Here is a 17,461-nt window from a genome sequence, read left to right on the forward strand (position 1 = left end):
ACTCCTACTCGTTCAGGGGCGTGCCCGCGGGGCTGCCGCCGCTCTTCTCCGTATCGAGAGCCGCCTGCAGGATCAGGACGGCTGCGACTGCGTCGACGATCTCACGACGCTGCTTGGAATTCCGGCCCGCAGACTGCAGGACTCCGTGCGCCTGCACCGTGGTGAACCTCTCATCGACCAGCCTGATCGGCACGTCGACCGCTGAGGCGACCGCCCGGAGGAACTCCTCCGCCGCCCCGACCGCGGCGCGATCGCTCCCGTCGAGGGAGCGGGGTCGACCGGCGACGATCTCCAGTGCGGACTGCTCCGCGACGAGCTCGGCGATCCTCGCCGCCGCAGCCGCGTCGTCATCGCGCCGGACGACGTCGAGCGGGGTCGCCAGGATCCCGTCGGGATCGCACGAGGCGACGCCCACGCGCACGCTGCCGACGTCCAGCGCGATCCTGCGGCCTCTCCGGAAGCCGGTCATGAGGTCGAGATCACGGCGGCGATGGCGTCGAGCGCCTGTGGGATCCGGGCGGGATCCTGCCCACCGCCCTGTGCGAGGTCAGGCTTTCCGCCGCCGCCGCCGCCCAGTTCGCCGCACGCGCGCTTCACGAGGTCACCCGCGCGCAGGCCGCGCGCCTGGGCTCCCGCATCCGCGGCGACGACGACGCTGGGCTTGCCGCCCACCGTGGCCGCCGCAGCGACGACCACTGCGGACGCATCGATCCGGTTCCGCACGTCGGTGACGAAGCTGCGCACATCGCCGGCGTCCGCCACATCGCCCAGGTCGGTCGCGGAGTACCGCACGCCGCGAAGGTCCCGAGCGGAGGCGACCGCCTCTGCAGACGCTGCGAGCACGCGGTCCCGCCCCATCTCCGCGATCCTGCGCTCGGCGTCCTTGAGCCGCTCGAGCAGGGACTCGACGCGGCCGGGCACATCCGTCCCCGGCACCTTGAGCATCTCCGACAGCGATCGGAGGATCGTCCGCTCCCGGGCCAGACCGCGGAACGCATCGAGTCCGACGGAGGCCTCCACGCGACGGGTGCCGGAGCCCACCGAGGCCTCCGACAGCAGCGAGATCGGGCCGACCTGGCTGGTGCGGCCGATGTGGGTGCCGCCGCACAGTTCGCGGGAGAACGGACCGCCGATGTCGACGACCCGCACCACGGACGGGTACTTCTCCCCGAACAGCGCGAGCGCACCGGAGCGCTTCGCATCATCGAGCGGCAGGTACTCGTAGCTGACCGCGAGGTCATCGCGGACCGCCACGTTCGCCGCGTCCTCGATCTCGGCTCGCATGGCGGGGGTGAGGGCGTCCGGGTAGGCATAGTCGAACCGCATGTAGCCGGGCTGGTTGAGCGAACCCGCCTGCACCGCGTGCGGACCGAGCACGGTGCGCAGCGCGGAGTGGACGAGGTGGGTCGCGGAGTGGGCCTGCGCCGCCGCGAAGCGGTGATCCGGATCCACCTCCGCGAACACGTCGGCCCCGCGGGTCAGTTCTCCCTCGAGGACCTCGATCCTGTGTGCGGAGAGGCCCTTGACGGGTGCCTGGACATCGAGCACGCGCGCTGTGAAGCCGTCACCGCGGACGATCCCGCGGTCAGCGCGCTGTCCGCCCGCTTCGGCGTAGAAGGGGGTGACGTCGAGCACGAGGTCGAGGGTGTCACCCGCTGCTGCACGGTCGACGGCGCCGCCGTCCGCCACCAGACCGCGGATGCGGGCGTCCGATGTGAGTCCGTCGTAGCCGACGAACTCGGATGCGCCCTCGTCCAGCAGCTGCGAATACGCGCTGAGGTCGGCGCCGCCGCCCTTCTTCGACTTCGCGTCCGCGCGTGCGCGCTCACGCTGCTCCTGCATGAGGCCCCGGAAGCCCTCTTCATCGACGGACACGCCGTGCTCGGCGGCCATCTCGAGTGTGAGGTCGATCGGGAAGCCGTGCGTGTCGTGGAGGGCGAAGGCGATGTCCCCGGAGATGTCGCCGCCGGCGCCCACCCGGTCGACTGCGCCGGCGAGCAGCTGGGTGCCGGACTCCAGCGTCCGGAGGAATGCCGTCTCCTCCGCGTAGGCGACGCGGGAGATCCGCTCGAAGTCCGTCTCGAGGTCCGGGTAGGAGGCCTTCATGACCTCCATCGACAGAGGGAGCAGGTGGGGCAGCACGGGCTCCGTCACGCCGAGCAGGCGCATCGCACGCACAGCGCGGCGCAGGAGCCGGCGGAGGATATAGCCCCGCCCCTCGTTCGCCGGGCGGACGCCATCGCCGATGATGACGAGTGCCGAGCGCACGTGGTCGGCGACGACGCGCATGCGGACGTCGTCGACCTCGACAGCGCCGTACGTCCGTCCGGAGAGACGGCTCGCGGCACCGAGGACGGGGAACACCTCGTCGATCTCGTACATGTTCTCGACACCCTGCTTGAGGAACGCGACGCGCTCCAGTCCCATGCCGGTGTCGATGTTCTTGGCCGGCAGATCGCCCGCGATGTCGAAATCCGTCTTCGAACGCACAGCGGACAGCTCGAACTCCATGAACACGAGGTTCCAGATCTCGATGTAGCGGTCCTCGTCGGCCTCCGGTCCCCCTTCGACCCCGTAGCCCGGTCCGCGATCGTAGTAGATCTCTGAGCAGTAGCCTCCGGGGCCGGGCCCGCCCGTGTGCCAGAAGTTGTCATCGCTGCCGCGGAACTGGATGCGCTCACGCGGGACCGACGTCTCCGCCAGCCACAGGTCGACCGTCTCCGCATCGTCGTGGTGGACGGTGGCCCAGAGCCGGTCCGGATCGAATCCGAGACCTCCGGCGGACTCCGGGTGCGTGAGCAGCTGCCATGCGAAGCGGATCGCCTCCGCCTTGAAGTAATCGCCGAAGGAGAAGTTGCCGTTCATCTGGAAGAACGTGCCGTGACGGGTCGTCTTGCCGACCTCTTCGATGTCCTGGGTGCGCACGCACTTCTGGACACTCGTCGCCCGCGCGAACGGGGCGGGCTCGCGGCCCGTGAGATACGGGATGAACTGGACCATCCCCGCGATGTTGAAGAGGATCGACGGGTCGTCGCTGATGACCGATGCGGACGGGACCACGGTGTGGCCGTTCTCCTCGAAGAACGTGAGCCAGCGCTTCCTGATCTCTGCAGTCCTCATCCGGGTGGCATCCTTTCTCACGGCCGTTCGCCGCAGGTCGGCGAACCGCCTCACAGCATAGTGGAGGGGGAGTACGAGCGGGCCGCCGCACACCTGTGTGGTGTGCGGCGGCCCGCATGCGCTCAGGGTCCTTGAGGACCGATCAGCGCGAGTAGTGCTCGACGACCAGCTGGACGTCGGCCGTCACGGGGACCTCGACGCGCTTCGGACGACGCAGCAGCGTCGACTGGAGAGCCTCGAGCTCGACCTTCAGGTAGCCCGGAACGGCGGGGAGCACGTCGCGGTGCGCACCTGCGGCGGCGACCTGGAACGGATCGGTCTCAGCCGAACGCGGCTTCACGTGGATCATCTGCCCCTCCTTCACGCGGAAGGACGGGCGGTCCACGAGCTGTCCGTCGACCATGATGTGGCGGTGCACGACGAACTGGCGCGCCTGCGCGATCGTCCGGGCGAAACCGGAGCGCAGGACGAGTGCGTCGAGTCGCATCTCCAGCATCTCGACGAGGTTCTCACCGGTCATGCCCGAGAGGCGCTTCGCCTCCTTGTAGGTGTTCAGCATCTGGACCTCGCGGATGCCGTACTGCGCGCGGAGACGCTGCTTCTCCTTGAGGCGGACCGAGTAGTCCGAGTCGTTGCGGCGGCGTGCGCGGCCGTGCTCGCCCGGGGGGTACGGGCGACGCTCGAAGTACTTCTCAGCCTTCGGTGTGAGCGGGATGCCGAGTGCGCGCGAGAGGCGCACCTGGCGACGATGACGTGCGGGAGCAGTCATGGAATGCCTTTCTTCGTGAGTGCCGTCCGGGCCAGTGGACCCGCTGGGGGCCGGACTGCTGTTTCCCTCCGTACGGGAAAGAGGGGCGGATCCGCGAGTCCGGTTCCGCCCGACCGCCTCTCGATGAGGCACAGCAACACACGACCTTATCACGCGCGGTGCCGGCGGCTCACCCCTGCGGGTCCCGGCCGTCCCGACGCAGCGCCTCGAGCGAGCCGAGCCGATCCGCCATGCGCGCTTCCGCCCCGTTCGGGGTGGGACGGTAGTAGACGCTGCCGGTGAGGGACTCCGGAAGATAGCTCTGCGGCGAGACCCCGTAGGGCCAGTCGTGCGAGTAGAGGTAGCCCTCGCCATGGCCCAGCGCCTGGGCTCCGGGGTAGTGCGCATCCCGCAGGTGGAACGGCACCTGCCCGGCACGTCCCTGCTTCACATCTGCGATCGCGGCATCGAGCGCCCTGTACGACGCATTCGACTTGGGCGCGGTCGCGAGGTAGACGACCGCCTGCGCCAGCGGGATCCTGCCCTCCGGCATCCCGATCCGCTCGACCGCCTGGTGGGCGGAGACCGCGATCGTGAGGGCGTGCGGGTCGGCCATGCCGATATCCTCCGAGGCGGAGATCACCACCCGTCGGCAGATGAAGCGCGGGTCCTCGCCCGCCACGATCATCCGTGCGAGGTAGTGCAGCGCTGCATCCGGGTCGGACCCTCGGATCGACTTGATGAAGGCGGACACCACATCGTAATGCTGATCACCGTCGCGGTCGTAGCGGATCACCGCCTCCGCACTCGCCTCCGAGACATCGTCCTCCGTCACCGTGAGGCGTCCGTCGGAGCGCGCGGCGAAGGCGTCCGCTGCGGCCTCGGACGGGTCGCCCGCCCCTGCCGCGGTGCGGGCGCGGGCGATCCCGGCCGCCGCCTCGAGGATCGTGAGCGAGCGTCGTGCATCCGCACCCGAGACCCGCACGATCATGTCGCGCGCGTCGTCCGTGAGCGCGAACTCGCCCGCCAGCCCCCGCGGGTCGTCGATCGCCCGCTCCAGGAGTCCCGAGACGGCCGCATCGTCGAGGGGCCGCAGCGTCAGCAGGAGCGAGCGCGACAGCAGCGGGGCGATGACGGAGAAGCTGGGATTCTCCGTCGTCGCCGCCACGAGCACGACGAGCCGGTTCTCCACCGCCGGCAGGAGCGCGTCCTGCTGCGCCTTGGTGAACCGGTGGATCTCATCGAGGAAGAGGACCGTCGTCCGCCCGTGGAGCTCTCGCTCCTGCCGTGCCGACTCGACCACCTGGCGCACGTCCCGGACTCCCGCGGTGATGGCCGACAGCTCGACGAAGCTGCGTCCCTCCGCGTGGGAGATGACGTGGGCCAGCGTCGTCTTGCCGACGCCGGGCGGGCCCCACAGCATGACGGACGCCGGGCCGGTGGTCGCGTCGGAGCTGGCTTCGACCAGCTGGCGCAGGGGTGACCCCGGGAACGTGAGGTGGTCCTGGCCCACCACCTCGTCGAGGGCGCGAGGACGCATCCGGACGGCGAGCGGGTCGAGTGCCCGACCCGCGTCCGGCGCGTCGCTGAAGAGGTCTGCCGTCAGGTCAGTCCTCCTCTTCCTCCGGCTCGTGGTCCACGCCGGCCTCCGCGCGCTGCTGCGAGGTGATCGGTGCGGGCGCATCGGTGAGCGGGTCGTAGCCGCCGCCGGACTTCGGGAAGGCGATGACGTCGCGGATCGAGTCGGCACCCGCCAGGAGTGCGACGATGCGGTCCCAGCCGAACGCGATGCCGCCGTGCGGGGGCGCGCCGTACTTGAACGCCTCCAGGAGGAAGCCGAACTTCTCCTGCGCGTCCTGCGGGGAGATGCCCATGACGCTGAAGACCCGCTCCTGCACGTCGCGGGAGTGGATGCGGATCGATCCCCCGCCGATCTCATTGCCGTTGCACACGATGTCGTATGCGTAGGCCAGCGCTTCGCCGGGGTCCTGGTCGAAGGTCTCGAGGAACTCCGGCCGGGGAGACGTGAAAGCGTGGTGGACGGCGGTCCAGGCGCTGCTGCCCACCGCCACATCGCCGGCCGCCTCGGCGGCTGCGGCGGGTTCGAACATCGGCGCATCCACGATCCAGACGAAGGACCACTCGTCCTCGTCGAACAGGCCCTCCCGCACGGCGATCTCCTTGCGCGCAGCACCCAGCAGCGCTCGCGCGGAGGGCGCATCCGACGCGGCGAAGAAGATCGCGTCGCCGGGAGCCGCACCCGTCGCTGCGGCGAGACCGGCGCGTTCGTCCTCGGAGAGGTTCTTCGCGACCGGTCCGGTCAGTTCTCCGTCCGGCTGCACGAGGACGTAGGCGAGGCCCTTCGCCCCGCGCTGCTTCGCCCACTCCTGCCATCCGTCGAGCTGTCGCCGGGGCAGCGCGGAACCGCCGGGGTACACGACAGCGCCCACGTACGGTGCGCGGAAGACGCGGAACGGGGTCTTCGCGAAGTACTCGGTGAGCTCGACGAGCTCGATGTCGAACCGCAGGTCGGGCTTGTCGGAGCCGTACCGCGCCATCGCCTCGCGGTAGGTCATCCGACGGATCGGACCTGCGATGTCGACGTCGATGAGCTTCCACAGCGAACGGAGGATCTCCTCGGCCAGCCGGATCACATCGTCCTGCTCGACGAACGACGCCTCGATGTCCAGCTGGGTGAATTCCGGCTGGCGATCCGCGCGGAAGTCCTCATCGCGGTAGCAGCGCGCGATCTGGTAGTAGCGCTCGATGCCGCCGACCTGGAGCAGCTGCTTGAACAGCTGCGGCGACTGCGGCAGGGCGTACCAGGAGCCGGGGCGCAGGCGCGCCGGGACCAGGAAGTCGCGTGCGCCCTCGGGCGTGGAGCGGGTCAGAGTCGGCGTCTCGACCTCGACGAAGGAATGCGAGTCGAGGACCGCGCGTGCCGCCCTGTTGACATCCGACCGCAGTCGCATCGTCTTCGCGGGTCCGGACCGACGCAGATCCAGGTACCGGTGTCGCAGGCGGGTCTCCTCCCCCACCTGACCGGAGTCCTCGGCGTGGTCGGAGACCTGGAACGGCAGGGCGGCGGACTGGGACAGGATCGTCACGTCCGTGTCGACGACCTCGATCTCGCCCGTCGGCAGTCCGGTGTTCTCGTTGCCCGCGGGCCGGACCGACACGGTGCCGGTCACCGACACGACGGTCTCGTTCCGCAGCTGATCCGCGACCTGTTCGCGGACGACGACCTGGACGATCCCCGTCGCGTCGCGCAGGTCGATGAACGCCACACCGCCGTGGTCACGGCGCCGGTCCACCCATCCTGCGAGGGTGACGGTGGTTCCGGCGTCGGAGGCGCGGAGGGCTCCGGCCGAGTGGGTGCGTAACACGAAGAGGACTCCTCGGATAGGTCTGGGGAGGGATGCAGGTCCATGATAGTCACAGCGGACCGCACAGAACGGACAGCCAGGAGGCGCTCATGGACACGGACGCGGCATATGAGGACTCGCTGCCCACGTCAGCGCAGGTCGACGTCGCGGCGGAGACCTTCCGCATGCTGTCGTCGTCGACCCGACTCCTCATCGTACGGATCCTCGTGGACGCGGAGCACGATGTGACGTCCCTCGCGACGCTCGCTGACGTGAGTGTCCAGGCCGTCTCGCAGCACCTCGCGAAGCTCCGACTGGCCGGACTGGTGAGCTCCCGCAGAGAGGGGCGCCGCATCATCTACACGGTCGACGACCCCCACGTCGTGGCGATGGTCGAGGAGATCTTCGAGCACATCGCCCCCGACGGCTCGCTCGCCCCCGATCCCGCGGAGCGCAGGCCTCAGCGGCGCACGCGCCGCTGAGGCCTCAGTCGCCCGAGATCCGCTCGACGCGCGGCCAGAGGTCCTCCGCCGCCGGCGTCCACACCTCGGGGTCGGCCGTCTGCTGCTCACCGGAGCGGATGTCCTTCACCTCGTGCCCCGTCTCCCCGTCGACGAACCAGACGAACGGGATGCCCCGGCGATCGGCATAGCGGATCTGCTTGCCGAACTTCGCCGCCGCCGGTGCCACATCGGAGGGGATCCCGCGGGCACGCAGCACCTCGGCGACCCGATCGGACTCGTCACGCCGCTCCTCGTCCGTGACCGACACGAGCACCGCAGTGGGGACAGGACGGCTCGCGGCGACCATCCGGTCCGCACCGACCAGGCGGGACATGAGGCGGGAGACGCCCACGGACATCCCGACCCCGGGATAGGTCCTCCGCCCGTTGGACGCGAGCGCGTCGTACCGGCCGCCGGAGGCCACCGATCCCAGGTCCTCGTGCCCCACCAGCTGGGTCTCGTACACCGCGCCCGTGTAGTAGTCGAGTCCCCGAGCGATCTTCAGCTGCGCCCACACGGTTCCCGGCGCACGACGGTGCGCGGCCTCGAGGATGCGGGTCAGCGACGCGAGACCCTCGTCCAGCAGCGGGTGGCTCACCCCGAGCGCGACGACCTCGTCGGCGAATCCGGTATCGGCGCTCTCGATCCGCGCGAGTGCCAGGCAGAGCTCCTGCTGGCGAGTGTCCGCCCCCGCGTGCTCGGCGAGCAGACGGGCCACGGCCTCCTCGCCGATCTTGTCGAGCTTGTCGATGCTGCGGAGCACGGCGGGGATGTCGTCCAGACCCGCTCCCCGTGCGAAGCCCTCGATGAGGCGACGATCGTTCGCGAGGATCCTCACGGGCGGCACGCCGAGCTCACGGAGGGCGTCGAACGCGGCTGCCATGACCAGCGGCACCTCGACCTCGAAGTGGTGGGGCAGCGAGTCCTCCCCCACGACGTCGATGTCCGCCTGCACGAATTCGCGGAAGCGACCGTCCTGCGGCCTCTCGCCGCGCCACACGGGCTGGATCTGATAGCGCTTGAAGGGGAACGCCAGGTGGCCCGCGTGCTCGACCACGTAGCGGGCGAACGGCACGGTGAGATCGAAGTGCAGCCCCAGAGGGTTCTTCGCGTCGTGCTGCTCACCGTGCAGCCGCGACACCGCGAACACCTCCTTGTCGATCTCGCCGTCCTTGGCGAGGGCGCTGATCGGCTCCATCGCCCGCGTGTGGATGGCGCCGAATCCGTTGAGCTCGAAGACATGCTTGAGGAGGTCGATGACCCTCTCCTCGACGATGCGGTCGGAGGGCAGCCATTCGGGGAAGCCGGACAGTCTGGCGGCACGTGCCATGGGTACTCCTGGTCGGTGGGCGGGGCGCCGGAGCGTCCCTGCGGGGGTATGAGTCTGCGAATGCCTCAGAAGAAGGGATTCGTCGTGAGTTCGTGGGACAGCCGGGTCCCGGGGCCGTGGCCCGGCAGCACCGGGGTGTCGGGACGGTCGCGCAGAGCGGCGAGTGACGCCTCCATCGCGACGGGGTCGCCTCCGGGGAGATCCGTCCGACCGATGCTGCCGGCGAACAGGACGTCACCGCTCATGAGCACTGACGCGGGACCGTCGCCGGCCGAGGACGGATCGTCGATCGCGTACAGCATCGATCCCTCGGTATGACCCGGCGCGAGCGTCGCGGTGATCGTCAGGCCCGCGACCTCGAGCACGTCGCCGTCGTCCACGGCACGCGCATCCGGCGCCGCCCACCCCTGGGCGAGTGGTGCGAGCGCCTGCGCGAACTGCGGAGACACACCGCCGGCGGGATCATCCAGCCGGTACAGATCCGGGCGCCCCAGGTGCACCGGCACGGCGAAGCGCTCCAGCAGGTGCGGCAGGCCGAGCACGTGGTCGGCGTGCCCGTGGGTCAGCAGGATCCCTGCGGGGCGCCATCCGCGCTCTGACAGCACGTCGGCGAGGTCGTCGGCGCAGTCGTATCCCGCGTCGACGAGCAGGCAGGGCGAGCCTTCCGCCCCGTCTCCCGCGGCCACGGCATAGCAGTTGACGTCGAGCAGCTGCGCACGCACTCCGGTGATCTCCATGTCCACGAGTCTAGACCGGCAGGATCATCGCCCGGTGCGGCGGATATGCTGGTGCGGTCAGCGTCGGCACCCGTGTCGGCGGCCCATCCGCACCCCTCCGCCGCATGGTCGGGGGTCAGCCACGAGGATCACGATGAGCAAGCCCACGCCGCACCAGCCACCCGTCCCCGGCCCCAGGCCGGTCCCGGGACCCGGCCCCCAGCGACGTCCCGCAGCAGCACCCGTCGCCGCCCCCACCCGCAGCGATGCTGACCGGGCAGCGGCCGTTGCCGCGGCCACTGCTCACGGTCGCATCGACGACGACCTGAGAGTCTTCCTCCTCACGCCGGAGGGCGAACGCGAGGTGGGACAGTATCCGGATGCCGAGCCGCAGGCAGCGCTGGAGTACTTCGCAGGCCGCTTCATCGATGCGGTCGACCAGGCCGATCTGCTCGAGCAGCGACTGGCCGCCGGTGCAGACGCGGCTCAGGTCCGCTCCTCGGCCCGCACCCACCTCGAAGAGCTCCCGGAGCTTGCCGCCATCGGCGACATGACTGCCCTCACCGCACAGCTCACGGCACTCATCGAACGGACTGATGCGGCGCAGGAGCAGGCGCGCGCAGACCGTGCTGAGCGACTGGACGAGGGTCGTGCGAAGCGCACGCAGATCGTCACCGAGGCGGAGTCCGTGGCCGCGCAGGATCCCGAACGCACGCAGTGGAAGCAGTCCGCCGCGCGGATGCGTGAGCTGTTCGACGCCTGGAAGAGCATCCAGGGCCAGTACCCACGGCTTCCCCGTGCCGAGGACCAGGAGCTGTGGGGACGGTTCTCCGCCGCTCGCAGCACCTTCGACCGCGGCCGCAAGGCGCACTTCGCGCAGCTCGATGCGCGCTCGTCAGAAGGCAAGCGGGTCAAGGAGAAGCTGATCGTCCGGGCGGAGGAGCTGTCCGGTTCGACGGAGTGGCGCGACACGGCTGCGAAGTACCGCGGCCTCATGGACGAGTGGAAGGCGGCTCCGCGGGCCGGACGCCGTGACGACGACGCTCTGTGGGCTCGATTCCGGGCCGCCCAGGACGTCTTCTTCGACGCGCGCACAGCGGAGAATGCTCGCATCGACGACGAGTACCGGGGCAACCTCACGGTCAAGGAGGCGCTCCTCGACGAGGCCCGTGCCCTCCTGCCGGTGAAGGACATCGACGCCACGAAGACGGCTCTGCGCGGCATCCAGGATCGCTGGGAGGACGCCGGCCGGGTCCCCCGTGCGGACCTCTCGCGGATCGAGGGCGGCCTCCGCGAGGTGGAGAAGGCCCTCGCGGACGCTGAGGCGTCGGAATGGGAGCGCACGAACCCGGAGACGCGCGCCCGCACGTCCGGCGTGCTCGCGCAGCTCGAGGACTCGATCGCAGAGCTCGAGGACGACGTGGTGAAGGCCCGCGAGTCCGGTGACTCCCGGAGGGTCGCCGCGGCTGAAGAGGCGCTGGAGGCCCGCCGGTCCTGGTTCGCGCAGCTGCGGCAGACCGCTGACGAGCTCGCCTGATCTGCGGCGCCGCAGGATCGTTCGCCCGCAGGATCATTCGCCTGCAGGTCGCGACACTCGCGGTCACACCCCGCAGCCTGTGCGCTGACAGTCGTCCACAGGCAGGCGGATCCCCTTGCGGCTGGGGCCGTGTGACACGAGAGTGTCAGCATGACCGGGTTCCACCGTCTCGATGCGCCCCTCCCGCTCTCAGGGCTGCTCGCACTCGAGTACGACGGGCTGCTCCAGCGCGTCACCCATGACGTGTGGATCCCCCGCGGGACAGTCGCCGACCCGCTGCTGCGCACGACCGCGCTGGGAGAACCCCCGCGGCCCCGCCTGGCGCTCTCCCACCGGACCGCACACTGGGTCTGGTGGGGCTCCGTGACGGGCAGGGCACCCGCGCTCAACGAGTACACGACCCTCGCACGCCGCCGCATGCGCGCTGCGAGGAGCAGCTGGACGGTCTACGAACGCGACGTGCCCCCGTCGGAGCGGGTGGATGTGTCCGGGACCTGGGTGACGTCACCGGAGAGGACCCTCTTCGACCTCCTCCGCGGTACGACCACTATGGCGGATCCCCTCCCTGCGGCTCGCAGTGCGTTCGCCCGGGTCCCCGACGCGGACAGGCACGCATTCCTCGCGTGGCTGGACCGGATCGAGAGGCGGCCCTTCATCGCGCGCACGCGTGCGCTGGCGTTCGCCGCGGTGCGGCGGCCGGCCGCGGGACCTCAGACGCTCACGCGGTAGGCGTCGAAGACCCCCTCTATGCGCCGGACTGCGGCCAGCACATTGTCCAGGTGCGTACCGTCGCCCAGTTCGAACACGAACCGCGACTGCGCCACGCGCGCCCGCGATGTCGCGACGGAGGCGGACAGGATGTTCACGTGGAGCTCGGAGAGCACACGAGTGATGTCTGACAGCAGTCCGGAGCGGTCGAGCGCCTCGACCTGGATGTTCACGAGGTAGAGTCCCCGTGTCCGGCCGGTCCACTCCACCTCCACGAAGCGCTCCGGCTGGGTGCGCATCTGCTCGAGGTTCGAGCAGTCGTCGCGGTGGACCGACACCCCGGCGCCACGCGTCACGAACCCCACGATCGTGTCGCCCGGCACGGGCGTGCAGCAGCGGGCGAGTTTGATGAGGAGCCCGTCAGAGCCCTTGACCCGCACACCATCGGCCGTCGAATGATGTCCGCTCGAACGTCCGGTCCGGTTCGTGGGACCGAGCACGACCGGCTTCTCGTCCTCCGCCCCTGTGGCCTTCGCGAGCAGGTCGACCACATGGGGCGCGGACGTCGTGCCGTTGCCGATCGCGGCGTAGACGGCGGACACGTCCGCCAGGCGCAGTTCCTCCGCGACCTTGAGGAGGCCCTCCGCGGACATGAGTCGCTCCGCGGACAGCTGATGCCTCCGCATGGCGCGCGCCAGCTGCTGCCGCCCGTTCTCGATCGCCTCTTCGCGCCGCTCCTTGCTGAACCACTGCCGGATCTTGTTCCGCGCGCGGGGGGACTGGACGAAGGACAGCCAGTCGCGGCTGGGCCCGGCCGTCTCGTCCTTCGACGTGAAGACCTCCACGACGTCGCCGTTCGCAAGCTCTGACTCCAGCGCGACGAGGCGGCCGTTCACACGCGCACCCATGGTGCGGTGCCCGACCTCTGTGTGCACCGCGTACGCGAAGTCGACCGTCGTCGAACCCGCGGGCAGTGCCATGATGTCGCCCTTCGGCGTGAAGGCGTAGACCTCCTGGGAATTCACCTCGTAGCGGAGTCCGTCCAGGAACTCCTCCGGGTCGGACACCTCCTTCTGCCAGTCGAGCAGCTGACGCAGCCAGGCCACGTCATCGACGCTCCCCGTATCCCCCACCGTCGCCGTGCGGCCACCGACCCGTGCGCCGCCGCGGTCCTTGTACTTCCAGTGGGCGGCGACGCCGAACTCCGCGCGCCGGTGCATCTCGCGCGTCCGGATCTGGATCTCGACCGGGCGGCCGTAGGGTCCGATGACGGTCGTGTGCAGGCTCTGGTACATGTTGAACTTCGGCATCGCGATGTAGTCCTTGAAGCGACCTGCCACGGGCGACCAGCGCGCGTGGACGATGCCCAGCACCGCATAGCACTCCCGGACCGTCTCCACCAGGACGCGTGCACCCACCAGATCGTAGATGTCCGCGAACTCGTGGCCGCGGACCACCATCTTCTGGTAGATCGAGTAGTAGTGCTTCGGACGCCCGGAGATCGAGCCGTCGATGCTCGACTCGACGAGCTCATCACCGAGCTCCTTCGACACGATGCCGAGGTACTTCTCACGTTCGGGAGCGCGTTCCGCGACGAGGCGGACGATCTCCTCGTACACCTTGGGATAGAGCACCTGGAAGGACAGGTCCTCCAGCTCCCACTTGATCGTGTTCATGCCCAGACGGTGCGCGAGCGGGGCGAAGATCTCGAGAGTCTCCTTCGCCTTCCTCCCGCTGGAGGAGGCCGCGACGTACTTCCACGTCCGCGCATTGTGCAGGCGGTCGGAGAGCTTGATGACGAGGACGCGGATGTCGCGGCTCATCGCGACGATCATCTTCCGCACGGTCTCGGACTGAGCGGCTTCGCCGTACTCGATCTTGTCGAGCTTCGTCACGCCATCGACCATGACGGCGATCTCCTCGCCGAAGTCCTCGCGAAGCTGATCGAGCGAGTAGTCCGTGTCCTCCACCGTGTCGTGGAGCAGCGCTGCGGCCAGCGTCGTCGACGTCATCCCGATCTCTGCCAGGATCGTCGCGACCGCGACCGGGTGCGTGATGTACGGGTCGCCGCTTCTGCGCGTCTGGCCCGCGTGCGCGCGCTCCGCGACCCGGTAGGCGCGCAGCACGAGGCCCGTGTCGCTGCGCGGGTGGTTGACCTCGAGCGCCTGCAGGAGGGGACCCAGGGCCTTGGGGCGTGCCGGATCCTGCTGGGCGCGTGCGGTCCAGAACGCGAGGCGGCCCAGACCCCGCCGCTTCGAACCGGCGGTCTCGTCGACGTGTGCCACGCGGGCCTCCCTTCAGTGCGGCGGTGCGTTCCCGCCGTCTCACCATGGTACGGGCGAAACGGTGCGGGAGCCGCCAGGCGGGCCCAGCGTCCGCCGCTCGGCGGCGAACGCTGACCGGCGCGCGCTCAGAGGCCGGCGCTCACCGGCACCTCATCGCCCAGCACCGGAGCACGATCCGGGAGGTCCTTGTCGCGCCGGCGCTCGTCGACCGCCGCCTCCTGCTCCTGCACCGCCGCCTCGCGACTGCGCAGCAGTCCGTACAGGGGCGATGCGACGAACAGCGTGGACAGCGCCGCGACGATCGTGCCCACGAACAGGGACAGGGAGATGTCCGTCAGCGTGCCCGCACCCAGGAGGAACACGCCGATGAAGAGGATCGCACCGATCGGCAGCACGGCGATGACAGACGTGTTGATCGAGCGCACGGTGGTCTGATTCACACCCAGGTTCACCAGCTCGGAGAACTTCATGTGGACGTTGTCCTCGAAGCCCTGGGTGTTCTCCCTGATCTTGTCGAACACCACGACCGTGTCGTAGAGCGAGAAGCTCAGCACCGTGAGGAAGCCGATGATGGCCGCCGGTGTGATCTCGAATCCGGTAGCCGAGTAGATGCCGACGGTCACCACCATGACGGCGAACAGGCCGATGATCGCCGCCAGCGACATCTTCCACGTGCGGAAGTAGATCGCCATGAAGAGCATCGCGAGTCCCAGGAAGATCACGAGCGCACGCACCATCTTGTCCGTGACGTCCTGCCCCCACTCCGGGCCCACGAAGTTCGAGGTGACATCCTCCGCATCGATCGAGTAGGAGCTCACGAGCGCATCGCGGACCTCCTGCATCTGCGCGTCGGTCAGCTGTCGGGTCGTCACGTCCACCGACGTGTCGGACGTCGGGACGACGTTCGTCCCCGCCTCACCCACGACGGACCCGACCGCGTCCATCGCGACCTGCGATTCCGCCGAGGACACGTTGTCGACCTTGAACTCCGAGCCGCCCTTGAACGCGATGCCCAGATTGAAGCCGAAGATCAGCGGGACGGCGAGGGAGACGAGGCCCAGTCCCGCGGCGATCATGAGCCAGAGCTTCGCCCTGCCCACGAAGGGGATGGACGTGCGCCCACTGTGCAGATCATTGCCCCACGACAGGAACTTCCTCATCGTGCGCCTCCTGTCGGTTCGTCGGTCGCGACCGGCGTCGCATCGCGGCCGGATTCCTCCGCGTCGCGCTGCGCGCGGGCCTTCCTCTCCGCGAGGCTCAGCCCCGCACCGGCCCTCTCCTCGCGCTTGTCGACGTCCTTCTGTCGGCGCGCGGCCTCCTTGTGGGACCCCTTCTTCGTCCCGTCCCGCTTCGCGCGGTCCAGGTCGATGTTGAGGGCGCCGCGGTAGCTGGCCCGGGAGACCCCCAGCTGGCGGGGATCCATGCCGGACATCCGATGCCCGTCGCCGAAGAAGCGGGTCTGCGCGAGGAGCTGCAGGATCGGGTGCGTGAACAGCACTGTCACGAGCAGGTCGACGACCACGGTGAGACCCAGGGTGAAGGCGAAGCCGCGGACGCTTCCGACCGCGAGCAGGTAGAGGATCACCGCAGCGAGCAGGTTCACTGCCTTGGACGCGAAGATCGTGCGCTTCGCGCGGTACCAGCCGATCTCGACCGCGGACGTCAGCTTGCGACCACCCCGCAGCTCGTCTCGGATGCGTTCGAAGTACACGATGAACGAGTCGGCTGCCGCACCGATGCCGACGATGAGGCCTGCCACGCCCGCCAGCGAGAGGCGATAGCCGTACCGCCAGGTCACCAGCAGCAGGAGCAGATAGGTGAGCCCGCCGGCGACCGCGAGGCTCGAGACGGTGACCGTGCCGAGCACGCGGTACTGCACGAGCGAGTAGATGACGACGAGGCCCAGGCCGATCGCGCCCGCGAGCATGCCCTTGGCCAAGTAGTCAGAGCCCAGCGTCGGCGAGATCTGCTGCTCGCTCTGCACCTGGAAGCTGATCGGCAGGGCGCCGTTCTTCAGCTGGTTGGCGAGCGTCTCGCCCTCGTCCATGGTGAAGGCGCCTGTGATCTGCGCGTTGCCGTCCGTCACGGGGGTCTGCGACTGCGGCGCGGACAGGACCAGTCCGTCGAGCACGATGGCGAACTGGTCGTACGGCTGCTGCTGGCCGGTGATCGCCGTGGTGATCTGGCCGAACACCTCGCGTCCGACACTGTCGAACTCCAGCGTGACGGCCACGCGGTTCGTCTGGGTACCGGTCGAGGACGTCTCGAAGCCGTGGTCCGCGTCCGCCACGTGCGAGCCGTCCAGCTCGACGGGCCCCAGAATGTACTTCGCGCTGCCGTCCTGGGCGCACGACACGAACATCTCGTCAGAGTCGGCGGTCGTCCCGCCCGTGCGGTTCGCCGGGTCCGTGCAGTCGAGTTCCGCGAACCGCGCCATGACCTCGTCATCGGCCCACGACATGTCGGACTGCGGGTCGAAGCGCGGTACCGTGCCGTCCGCTTCGCCGCCTTCACCGGCGGGGGCCTGGGCCTGGTCAGCGGAGGCCTCAGCCCCTCCCCCCGCCTGCGGGCCCGCCTGCTCGTCGGGAGTGACCGCGCCGCCGCCCTGGGGAGCGTCCTCGGCACTGCCCTCCGCAGCGGCCTCGTCGCCCAGCAGCTCTTCGAGCCGCTGGCGATCCTCATCGCTGAGGTCAGCGTTCGGATCCTCCGTCTCCTCCGGAGCAGGCTCCCCCTGCTGCTGATCGGCGGCCGCGGGCGCACCCACGAATGCGACGCGCCGGAATGCGAGCTGCGCGGACGACCTCACGAGGTTGCGCGTCTCCTCATCCGGATTGCCCGGGAGGTTCACGACGATGTTGCGGTCGCCCTGCGTCGAGATCTCCGCCTCCGACACGCCTGTGGAGTCGACGCGCTGCCGGATGATCGCGACGGCCTGTTCCAGCTGCTCCTGTGAGATCGCCGTGTCCTCGTCGACCTGGGGCTCCAGGATGATCGATGTGCCGCCCTCGAGGTCGAGTGCGAGCTTCGGAGCCCAGGTCGCGCTCGACCAGATCGCGCCGGCGCCGATGAGCACGGTGAGTGCCACGGCGACGACGCCGAGCCAGACGAAGGACAGGACCGGGCGCGGTTTGTTCGAGGGTGCGGCCACG

At 69.5% G+C, this 17,461-nt stretch carries 13 protein-coding genes; 3 read left to right on the forward strand and 10 right to left on the reverse strand.

Annotated features, from left to right (window positions below; genetic code table 11):
* Positions 1-4: 4 nt before the first annotated feature.
* The 5 genes from ruvX to aspS form a co-directional block, all read right to left on the reverse strand.
* Positions 5-469 carry a Holliday junction resolvase RuvX gene (gene ruvX, locus BJEO58_RS02840; protein ID WP_101587563.1) on the reverse strand — a complete coding sequence of 155 codons (465 nt, stop codon included), beginning with the start codon at positions 467-469 and terminating at the stop codon, positions 5-7.
* On the reverse strand, positions 466-3,120 hold the full coding sequence (gene alaS, locus BJEO58_RS02845; protein ID WP_101587564.1) for an alanine--tRNA ligase: 2,655 nt from the start codon (positions 3,118-3,120) through the stop codon (positions 466-468). The genes ruvX and alaS overlap by 4 nt, the downstream gene beginning before the upstream one ends.
* Positions 3,121-3,262: 142 nt before the next feature.
* Positions 3,263-3,889, reverse strand: coding sequence for a 30S ribosomal protein S4 (gene rpsD / locus BJEO58_RS02850; protein ID WP_101587566.1), 627 nt, complete (start codon positions 3,887-3,889; stop codon positions 3,263-3,265).
* A 169-nt stretch (positions 3,890-4,058) separates the two neighbouring features.
* Positions 4,059-5,408 carry a replication-associated recombination protein A gene (locus tag BJEO58_RS02855; RefSeq protein WP_246076004.1) on the reverse strand — a complete coding sequence of 450 codons (1,350 nt, stop codon included), beginning with the start codon at positions 5,406-5,408 and terminating at the stop codon, positions 4,059-4,061.
* A 67-nt stretch (positions 5,409-5,475) separates the two neighbouring features.
* Positions 5,476-7,254 (reverse strand): aspartate--tRNA ligase, encoded by a 1,779-nt coding sequence (gene aspS / locus BJEO58_RS02860; RefSeq protein ID WP_101587570.1) that lies wholly within the window; start codon positions 7,252-7,254, stop codon positions 5,476-5,478.
* An 89-nt stretch (positions 7,255-7,343) separates the two neighbouring features.
* On the opposite strand from aspS, the gene BJEO58_RS02865 reads away from it, so the two are divergent.
* Positions 7,344-7,715 (forward strand): ArsR/SmtB family transcription factor, encoded by a 372-nt coding sequence (locus BJEO58_RS02865; RefSeq protein WP_101587571.1) that lies wholly within the window; start codon positions 7,344-7,346, stop codon positions 7,713-7,715.
* Between the two features lie 4 nt (positions 7,716-7,719).
* Here the strand turns inward: BJEO58_RS02865 and hisS are convergent, their stop codons facing one another.
* Both hisS and BJEO58_RS02875 read right to left on the reverse strand, forming a co-directional pair.
* Positions 7,720-9,066 (reverse strand): histidine--tRNA ligase, encoded by a 1,347-nt coding sequence (gene hisS, locus BJEO58_RS02870; protein ID WP_101587573.1) that lies wholly within the window; start codon positions 9,064-9,066, stop codon positions 7,720-7,722.
* A 65-nt stretch (positions 9,067-9,131) separates the two neighbouring features.
* Positions 9,132-9,803, reverse strand: a complete 672-nt coding sequence (locus tag BJEO58_RS02875; RefSeq protein WP_101587575.1) for an MBL fold metallo-hydrolase — start codon at positions 9,801-9,803, stop codon at positions 9,132-9,134.
* A gap of 133 nt (positions 9,804-9,936) precedes the next feature.
* Here BJEO58_RS02875 and BJEO58_RS02880 point away from each other — a divergent pair, with 133 nt between their 5' ends.
* Positions 9,937-11,319 carry a DUF349 domain-containing protein gene (locus tag BJEO58_RS02880; protein WP_101587576.1) on the forward strand — a complete coding sequence of 461 codons (1,383 nt, stop codon included), beginning with the start codon at positions 9,937-9,939 and terminating at the stop codon, positions 11,317-11,319.
* A gap of 150 nt (positions 11,320-11,469) precedes the next feature.
* Positions 11,470-12,048: a hypothetical protein gene (locus BJEO58_RS02885; protein WP_101587578.1), complete on the forward strand. Its 579-nt coding sequence runs from the start codon at positions 11,470-11,472 to the stop codon at positions 12,046-12,048.
* On the opposite strand, the gene BJEO58_RS02890 is transcribed toward BJEO58_RS02885, so the two are convergent.
* From BJEO58_RS02890 to secD, 3 genes are all read right to left on the reverse strand, one after another.
* A complete protein-coding gene (locus BJEO58_RS02890; RefSeq protein ID WP_101587579.1) occupies positions 12,030-14,312 on the reverse strand; it encodes a RelA/SpoT family protein in 2,283 nt (760 codons plus the stop codon). The two genes, BJEO58_RS02885 and BJEO58_RS02890, sit on opposite strands and share 19 nt — an antisense overlap.
* A 125-nt stretch (positions 14,313-14,437) precedes the next feature.
* Complete coding sequence (secF, locus tag BJEO58_RS02895) at positions 14,438-15,472, reverse strand: protein translocase subunit SecF (protein WP_101587580.1); 1,035 nt, start codon at positions 15,470-15,472, stop codon at positions 14,438-14,440.
* Positions 15,469-17,460 (reverse strand): protein translocase subunit SecD, encoded by a 1,992-nt coding sequence (gene secD / locus BJEO58_RS02900; RefSeq protein WP_101587582.1) that lies wholly within the window; start codon positions 17,458-17,460, stop codon positions 15,469-15,471. Before secD ends, secF begins: the two co-directional genes overlap by 4 nt.
* Position 17,461: the final 1 nt, after the last annotated feature.

This window comes from Brevibacterium jeotgali (assembly GCF_900169175.1).
Taxonomy (GTDB): Bacteria; Actinomycetota; Actinomycetes; order Actinomycetales; family Brevibacteriaceae; genus Brevibacterium; species Brevibacterium jeotgali.